The sequence below is a fragment of the Rhizobacter sp. P2_H2 genome (assembly GCF_056403375.1).
In genome coordinates, this window is the sequence record NZ_JBFUFP010000259.1 from 1 (window position 1) to 6,072 (window position 6,072).

The following is a 6,072-nucleotide window of genomic DNA, read 5'->3' on the forward strand; positions in this document are numbered from 1 at the left end:
ATTCGGCCCCGAGGTATTCCAGCAGGGCGAACGCGTCGTCGCCCTTCAGCTTCGCGGCCTTTGTGAGCGTCTCGCGCAGCTTTTCTTCCGGCAGCAGGTTGTCGAAGTACCACTGGACGGCGCGATCGGACGCGCCGTCGAGGTGCTTGCGTCGAGCGCGGGGAAGGCCGGGCGCGAGGTCGAATGCGAGCGGATCGCTGACCCAGTTTTCGGCGTACTCGAAGCGCCAGATGTTGTTCTCGTCCGTGATGACGCCGACCTCGGTGTCATTCAGCCATGCAACGAGTTGACGCATGCGCTCAGGCCTTCGGCTTGCGAGTGGCGCGGGGCTTCAGCGGTCTCAGGCCGCCCTGGGCCTGGAGGGTCTCGAGGTGCGGCAAGGCAGAGGAGGGGATCTCGGCGCTCACCTCCACACCCAGGTCCTTCAGGACCTTGAGCGCCAGGCCGATCTGCAGCGTCGGCTTGCCGTGCTCCAGATCGGCGGCGAACTGCTTGCTGACGCCCGCGAGTCCGGCGAAGTCATCGATGCGCACGTTCGACACCCGGCGCATCGCACGGACGACGAGTCCGAGATCGGTCGGGGACGAGATCTTGACCTTCATCAACAATTCCTGCGTTTGCAGGAATACTACGAGAATCTGTCTGGTTGCGTCAATCATTCCTGCGTTTGCAGGAATATTTCGCTTCAGCTCCGATGGTTGCGAAAAATACCTGCGACCGCAGGAATACGCTCACCCCTTCAACCAGGCAATCAACTCCCCATCGATCAACTGCTCGTTCAACTCCTCGTCCGACTGCGCAACGAACTTGCGCAGGTTGCGGATCGCCTTGAAGCCGGTGTTGCCGAACTGGTCGCCGATGCGCTCGAGGAACGGGAAGGTCGAGCCCTGGTTGGAGATGCCGAGGAACAGGAAATAGACCTGGTCCTGCCGCTGCTCCGATTCGCGCAGTACGCGCATCGTGCGCTCCTTGTCGGCGTTGTCGCCGTCGGTCGCGACGATCACCAGCGAACGCTTCTTCGCGACCGGGATGATCTCGTCCTTCTGCCCCATCAAGCGACCGAAGAAGCCCGCCTTCTTCTCGATCGGGCCGGCCCAGCCGAAGTGCTTCAGCATGCGCTCCAGCAGGTGCGAGTAGTCGGTGCCGCCGTTCCAGCCCGGCACCTTCGCGATGATGTTGTTCGCGACGTAGCCGTCGTAGTTGCCCGCGTCGACCGAGCCCACGTCGTGCACGCCGTTCGCACCGGACGAGAAGGTGAAGACATCGACCTTCCTGTCCGGATCGAACGCCAGGCCCCAGGGCACCAGCCGCGTCAGCAGCTGGTCGGTGATGCCGGCGCGGTGCTCGTCCTCGAACGAGCCGGAGACGTCCAGGCCGAAGCCGACCTCCAGTGCCGGTGGTTTCGTGACGCCGGCCTTCTCCAGGCTCAGGACCAGCGTGCGGGCGGACTTCTCAAGGTTCAGGGTCAGGGCCATCAGAGGGCTCGCTTCAGGGTTTGCAGAAGGTCGTGGAGTTTCTCGGCCGCGAGGAAGCGCTGCGTCTCGCTGGGCCGCGAGGCCAGGCCGGCCAGCTGCGCGTGGACCGCGGGCAGCTTCAGCAGCACGCCGTCCTGCACCCAGGTCATCAGCTCTTGCAGGCGGCTCGCGTCCTGCTCCAGGTGCAGGCGGTGCTCCTGGAGCATCGCCTGCGATCCGGTCAGCGACGTGATGCGGGCCAGCAGCAGCCCGCCCGTCTCGGGGCCGACGTGGTCGAGCAGGTATTCGGCGGCCAGCGCGCTCGCTTCCAGCCGCTGGCCACAGGCCTGCACCGGTTGCTGCAGCAGGCCGATTGCCTGCAGCTGATCGGACAGCGCCGCRCGCGAGGCGCCGAGCAGCGCCTCGAGCTGCGTGACCTCGGCTTCGTGCCCCGCCCAGACGGCCGCGGCCGGCTTGCGGAAGAAGCCGCCGTCCAGCGCTTCGAGCACGTCCGACAGCAGCTCGTGCAGCCGGCGCAGGTGCTGCGGCACGCTGCGCGTCGTGGCCTCTTGCGCGAGCTGCAGGCGCTGGCGGATCAGCGCGGCGAGTTCTTCCTGCTCCGGCATGCCGAAGCGCAGCCAGCCGGTGGCATCGAGGCTTTGCGCATGCACGCCCGCCAGCACGCCCTGCGTGCGCTGCAGCGCGGCGGTGTCGACATGAGGGAAGCGGCGCACCAGCTCGGCCAGCGGCACCTCGACCGGCTTGCGCTGCACGCCGGGCAACGCGGAGGCCGCGAAGACCGGCGGCGCGACGACCGGGCTCGCAGGCACCGAGGGCATCGCCGTGACGGGCCGCGCGGCGCCCGGCAACACCGTCGGCTTGACGGGCTCAGGCACGCCTGCCCCACCGATCACGGTGACCTTGATGTTCATGCCTCAGGCGACATTTCAGGAGAAGTGGCCCAGCACCTGGTTGAAGTCGCTGTTGAAGCCGACGCCGACGCCGACGAAGGACGAGCCCGAGGCCTCGACCATGATCGAGCCCATCTGCACGCCGACGAACTCGCCGAACTGGTCGGACAGGCTCACGTTCAGCAGCTCCTTGCCGAGCGCGTTCTCGACGACGACACGCGCGTTGCGCACGGTGCGGAAGCTCCGACCGGAGCCTTGCGGATGGATCATCGCGACCAGCGGGATCTCGATCACGCCGGCCGCCGGCGGGGCCAGGCGATCGGGCTGGATCGACACCCACTCGTCGTCGCCGGTGGCCAGGCCGTCGGTCGCGTCGGGGCTGTGGACCAGCGCGCCGCCGTGCACCGAGAAGGTCTTGTCGGCATTCAGCGGCAGCGTGCCGGTGGCCTGGCCGCGGATCGTGCGCTGCACGTTGTAGGTCGACAGGATGTCGCCGAAGTCGGACACCTTCGCGCCGCCGCCGGTGTTCACGGCCACCAGCGCGTGCAGGTCGATGTCGGTGTCGCCGTCCCAGGCCAGCCGCACCTTGAAGCGCTCRCCCTTGTCGAGCGACAGCGACAGCTTCGGGGCGGCATCGCCGGGCTTGGTCAGGTTCAGCTTGAGCGAGGGTGCGGTCATGGTGGCTCGTGGTGGTCAGCGGGTGTAGGTTTGGGCGGCGACGGTGGCAGCGGGGTTCATCTGCCTGCCGAGGCTCAGCATGTCCTGCCGGGCCTGCGCCATCAGCGCGCGGGCCTCGTCGAACTTGCGCTGGTTGGTGTCGCGTGAAGCATCGACCAGCGCGACCAGGCTCTGCGTGTCGGCCACCACCGACTGCAGCTGCTGCGCCTGCGCCAGCCGGTTGTTGCCCGGCGCGGTGGCGGCGGTCTCGACGACATCCTTCATCAGCTGGCTGCGCACATGGTTCAGGTTGCGATCGAGGTCGGCGCCCTGCTGGCCCAGGCGCTGCAGGTCCTGCACCATGCGCGCGCCGTGGATGGTCAGCAGCGTCATCTTGATGCTCGCGAAGCGCGAGGCCATCGTCGTCGCCAGCTCCTGCAGCGTCGCGACGCCGGCGTTCTGCAGCTGGCGGATCACGAGCTGGTCGGCCGGCAGCTTGGTCAGCGTGGCCTCGACGGCCAGCGCGCGCGATTCGAGCGACTGCAGCTTGTCGCGCACGTCGTGGCCGCGCTGCGGATCGCCGGCCAGCTCGGGCTCCATGGCGGCCACCTCGGTGCGTGCCTTGGCCAGCACGCTGTTCAGGAAGACGGCATCTTCGGCGAACGCGACGAAGCTCTTGCGGTACTCGGCCTTCACGGTGTCGAGGTGGCGCAGCTCCTCGTTGAGGCGGGTCATCTCGACGCGCAGCCTGGTTTCCATCGTGCCGATCAGATCGGACAGCGCCTTCGACCGGCCCGACGCGATGCGCGCCGCCTCTTCATAGGCCCGGTTGGCGGCCTGGCGCAGCGACTTCGGGTTGAAGATGCCGAGGATGCGGGCCAGCAGAGACGGCCGCGCGTTCAGGATGCGGTTGGCCAGCTCGGGCAGGTTCTCGTCCTGCACATGCTGGTTCAGCGATGCGACCAGCGTGAACAGCTGCGGCGAGGTGGCCTTGTCGATGCGCGAGAGAAAGCCGTCGAGCGTGCGGTTCAGCGCCAGCTCGGGCTCCACGCCCAGCGCCGCGATGTCGTGCTGCGAGATCTCGGCGAACTTGAAGGCGTCGACCCGGGCCAGCAGGCTGTCCTGCTGCTGCGGCGACAACGCCAGTGGAAAGTTCTGCGGCAGGCTCAGCTGCGGGTTCGTCGCCAGCGACGCCGGCGAGGTGGCCACGAGGGCGTTGGGGTCGGTCATGGGCGCCATTCTCATACAAGCGGTGCGGATGTAGGAGCACACCTACGGGGGAACCCCGCCTTCTCCGATGTCCCTCGCGCACAGGAGTCGCAGGATGGGAGCCCTGTTCCTGATCGAGCCTGAAAGGAGTTCCTCATGCCGACACCGCAGAAGACACTGATCGACCTGGAGAAGAAGTTCTGGCAGTCGATGGTGAACCAGGACACCGATACCGCGCTCGCGATGCTCAGCGAGCCTTCGCTGATGGTCAGCTCGCATGGCGCGATGAAATTCGACCACGCGGCCTATCGCAAGATGGCGGAGCAGGGCAACATGGTGGTCACCTCGTTCGAGCTGAGCGACGTGGAGGTGGTGTTCCCGAACGACGCGATGGCGATCGTGACCTACCGCGTCAAGCAGGACGTCGCGCCGCGCGGCGAGAGCAAGGCCACGCAGCAGGTGATGAACGACTCGTCGACCTGGGTGAAGAACGGCAGCGGCTGGCAGTGCGTGATGCACACCGAGACGCCGGCCGAGGCGGCGCCGACGAAGCACTGATGGCGCTCACGCGAGCGGCCCCGCGAGGGCCGTTCGCATGCAGGCGCTTGCGCTCAATCCGTCGGGCGTTTGTGCGCGGCCGACACGCGCAGGCCGACGAGGGCCGCCTGACGAAGGCCGAAATGAAGGATGCAGCCCAGAATTCGAGGATGAAATAGTGCGCCGCGCAAGGGATGCCGATGACCAGGGCGAAGAAGAGCAAGGCGATGGGTCTCAAGGGCGGCGCTCGCAGGTGAGAGGCCGGTGATTCCCGGCCGGCAGCGATTCTCGCAGAGCGCCTCTACACTTTCGCGCATGAACCTGAACATCGTCGTCTATTCGAAATCGGCCTGCCCGCAATGCGACTCGGCCAAGATGCTGCTGAGCTCCCGCGCGCTGGAGTTCAAGGAGATCCGCATCGATGACGAGGCCGAGCGCCTGGCGTTCTTCGAGAAGTGCGGGCCGTCGGTGCGGCAGATGCCGCAGGTCTTCATCAACGACCAGCGGGTCGGCGGGCTGACGGGGCTGCAGGCGGCGCTGGCGCAGCTCGGGCGGTGAGCGGCGATGCCGCCGCCCGGTCTCACATCCGCTCCCCCGGCAGCCGGCTCGCCTGCTCCACCCACGCGATGAACCGGGCCTCGTCCAAGGGCTCGTCCTCGCGGATGTGCAGGTAGCGCGTGTCCTTGCTCTTCGATTCGACCGGCGGCATGGGTTCCAGACGGGCGCCGCGGAAGAACGCCACCTTCACGTAGTTCGTGAACACGTGGAAGCTGAGGAACCAGCCCTGGCCCTCGATGCCATAGAAGGGGGAGTTCCACTTCACCGCCTTGTGCACGGCCGGCACCGCGCGAACGACCAGCTCGTCGATGCGGCGCCCCACGTCGCGCTTCCAACCCGGCATCGCGGCGATGAAGGCCTGCACGGGGGCATCGCCCTCTCCCTTCGGGATCTGCGGATTGCCGCCGGCCAGCAGGACAGGTGCGTTCATGGCCGTGAACCTTACCGGAAACTGCACCGCTGCGGAAAGTGACCACCCCATGAAAGAGGCCGCCCCGAAGGGCGGCCTGATGGGCCGTGCCGGGCTGGATCCGCCCCGGCGCCGGCTCGCGTYACAGCGAACCSAGGAAGGCCAGCAGGGCTTCCCGGTCGGTCTTGCTCAGCGCGATGAAGCGATCGCGGCTGGCCTTGCCTTCACCGCCGTGCCACACGATGGCTTCGGTCAGCGTGCGGGCGCGGCTGTCGTGCAGGTAGCCGACCTTCACGTCCTTGCCGGCGACCAGTTCGGTGTAGCCGATGCCCCACAG

10 protein-coding genes are annotated in these 6,072 nt (G+C 67.4%); 2 read left to right on the plus strand and 8 right to left on the minus strand.

Features of this window, described 5'->3' with window-relative positions:
• The 6 genes from AC1D15_RS15095 to AC1D15_RS15120 form a co-directional block, all read right to left on the minus strand.
• Window positions 1-295: HipA N-terminal domain-containing protein (locus AC1D15_RS15095; RefSeq protein ID WP_477826614.1), on the minus strand; the 295-nt coding region annotated here is incomplete at its 3' end.
• Between the two features lie 4 nt (window positions 296-299).
• Entirely contained in the window at window positions 300-602 is a 303-nt protein-coding gene (locus AC1D15_RS15100; RefSeq protein WP_477826615.1) for a helix-turn-helix domain-containing protein, read from the minus strand.
• A gap of 129 nt (window positions 603-731) precedes the next feature.
• A complete protein-coding gene (locus AC1D15_RS15105) occupies window positions 732-1,475 on the minus strand; it encodes a VWA domain-containing protein (protein ID WP_477826616.1) in 744 nt (247 codons plus the stop codon).
• The gene (locus tag AC1D15_RS15110; protein WP_477826617.1) at window positions 1,475-2,386 is read right to left on the minus strand and encodes a hypothetical protein; all 912 of its coding nucleotides are present in this window, start codon (window positions 2,384-2,386) and stop codon (window positions 1,475-1,477) included. The genes AC1D15_RS15105 and AC1D15_RS15110 overlap by 1 nt, the downstream gene beginning before the upstream one ends.
• A 15-nt stretch (window positions 2,387-2,401) precedes the next feature.
• A complete protein-coding gene (locus AC1D15_RS15115) occupies window positions 2,402-3,043 on the minus strand; it encodes a TerD family protein (RefSeq protein ID WP_047507069.1) in 642 nt (213 codons plus the stop codon).
• Window positions 3,044-3,058: 15 nt separating this feature from the next.
• Window positions 3,059-4,252 carry a hypothetical protein gene (locus AC1D15_RS15120; protein ID WP_477826618.1) on the minus strand — a complete coding sequence of 398 codons (1,194 nt, stop codon included), beginning with the start codon at window positions 4,250-4,252 and terminating at the stop codon, window positions 3,059-3,061.
• A gap of 135 nt (window positions 4,253-4,387) precedes the next feature.
• On the opposite strand from AC1D15_RS15120, the gene AC1D15_RS15125 reads away from it, so the two are divergent.
• A complete protein-coding gene (locus AC1D15_RS15125) occupies window positions 4,388-4,789 on the plus strand; it encodes a nuclear transport factor 2 family protein (protein ID WP_477826619.1) in 402 nt (133 codons plus the stop codon).
• A gap of 294 nt (window positions 4,790-5,083) precedes the next feature.
• On the plus strand, window positions 5,084-5,326 hold the full coding sequence (locus AC1D15_RS15130) for a glutaredoxin domain-containing protein (protein ID WP_465110572.1): 243 nt from the start codon (window positions 5,084-5,086) through the stop codon (window positions 5,324-5,326).
• Between the two features lie 22 nt (window positions 5,327-5,348).
• Here the strand turns inward: AC1D15_RS15130 and AC1D15_RS15135 are convergent, their stop codons facing one another.
• Together AC1D15_RS15135 and AC1D15_RS15140 are read right to left on the minus strand one after the other, a co-directional pair.
• Window positions 5,349-5,756 carry a DUF1801 domain-containing protein gene (locus AC1D15_RS15135; RefSeq protein WP_047507058.1) on the minus strand — a complete coding sequence of 136 codons (408 nt, stop codon included), beginning with the start codon at window positions 5,754-5,756 and terminating at the stop codon, window positions 5,349-5,351.
• 121 nt (window positions 5,757-5,877) lie between these two features.
• Entirely contained in the window at window positions 5,878-6,030 is a 153-nt protein-coding gene (locus AC1D15_RS15140) for a di-heme oxidoredictase family protein (RefSeq protein WP_477826620.1), read from the minus strand.
• Window positions 6,031-6,072: the final 42 nt, after the last annotated feature.

Bases quoted from the DNA above. Each gene is read 5' to 3' on its own strand.
- AC1D15_RS15100 (WP_477826615.1), bottom strand. From the start codon at position 602: ATGAAGGTCAAGATCTCGTCCCCGACCGATCTCGGACTCGTCGTCCGT.
- AC1D15_RS15105 (WP_477826616.1), bottom strand. From the start codon at position 1,475: ATGGCCCTGACCCTGAACCTTGAGAAGTCCGCCCGCACGCTGGTCCTG.
- AC1D15_RS15120 (WP_477826618.1), bottom strand. From the start codon at position 4,252: ATGACCGACCCCAACGCCCTCGTGGCCACCTCGCCGGCGTCGCTGGCG.
- AC1D15_RS15125 (WP_477826619.1), top strand. From the start codon at position 4,388: ATGCCGACACCGCAGAAGACACTGATCGACCTGGAGAAGAAGTTCTGG.
- AC1D15_RS15130 (WP_465110572.1), top strand. From the start codon at position 5,084: ATGAACCTGAACATCGTCGTCTATTCGAAATCGGCCTGCCCGCAATGC.
- AC1D15_RS15135 (WP_047507058.1), bottom strand. From the start codon at position 5,756: ATGAACGCACCTGTCCTGCTGGCCGGCGGCAATCCGCAGATCCCGAAG.